This is a genomic window from Deinococcus pimensis DSM 21231 (assembly GCF_000519345.1).
In the GTDB taxonomy this organism is placed as follows: domain Bacteria; phylum Deinococcota; class Deinococci; order Deinococcales; family Deinococcaceae; genus Deinococcus_A; species Deinococcus_A pimensis.
In genome coordinates this window covers 3,089-3,980 of sequence record NZ_KI912651.1, presented here as the reverse complement: position 1 = coordinate 3,980, position 892 = coordinate 3,089, and the positions used below count along the sequence as shown (strand labels likewise).

Genomic DNA, 892 nt, shown 5'->3' with positions numbered 1-892 from the left:
GACGCTCGACTGTGACGCGCCGCGCGCCGCGCTCGACCCGCGCGTGGCGTACGGCGAGCTGGGCGCCCTGCTGCGTCAGCAGGGCTTCGAGGTGCGGCTCGCGCAGGACGCTCCCGTCCACGCGGAGCCCGTCATGGCCCTCTGAATTCCGGCGGGGACGCCCGGCGCGTGAACGCGCGCCGGGCGTCCCCGTTCAGTCTGTGCGGGCGAGCCAGCCGCGCAGGTCCGCGTCGAGCGCCGCGAAGGACTTCCCGAAGGCGCGTCCGCTCGCGGCGTCGACGGTACCGCCGTCCGACAGGACCGTCATGAACGCCGTGAGGCTCCCCATGCCGTACGTCTCCGTGACGTAGCGGGCGAAGGCGTAGCCCTGCGCGTACACGTGCGGCCACAGGTCCGTGGGCGTCTCGTCGTAGTTCGCCATGCGCGCCCACGCGACGAGCGCCTCCTGCCGCGCCCACGCCGAGCTGCGCCCGAGGTACTCCCGCCGGGCGCGCTCGGTCCACTCGCCTGACGCGACGTACTGAGCGAGTCCCTCGTGCAGCCACCAGGGGATGCGCTTCTCGCCCGCCCCGTGCCGTGCGAACACCACGAAGTGCGTGAGCTCGTGCGCGAGGGTGGCGCGCGCGGCGGGCCAGGAGGGGTTGGCGAGCTTGATGGCCTCTCCGGGTTCGTTCCATCCCGCCACGGCCTTCAGGTTGAGCGCGACGCTCGCGCTCAGCGCGCCCGCGTCCGTGTAGAGCTTCACGTCGGGCACCCCGGCGGGCGCGAAGCCCAGCCGGTCCTTCACGAGGGCGTACACGTTCGGGAGGTCACGCGCGACCGCGCGGGCGGTGTCCTCCTGCCCGGGCTGCGCGAGGACGCGCGGGCCCTCGCCGAAGGCGGCGAGGGCCTC

1 protein-coding gene is annotated in these 892 nt (G+C 74.3%); it reads right to left on the bottom strand.

Annotated features, from left to right (window positions below):
• Positions 1-193: 193 nt before the first annotated feature.
• Positions 194-892, bottom strand: a 699-nt coding sequence (locus DEIPI_RS0114210; protein WP_027482203.1) for a peptidase MA family metallohydrolase, incomplete at its 5' end; no start/stop codon positions are given.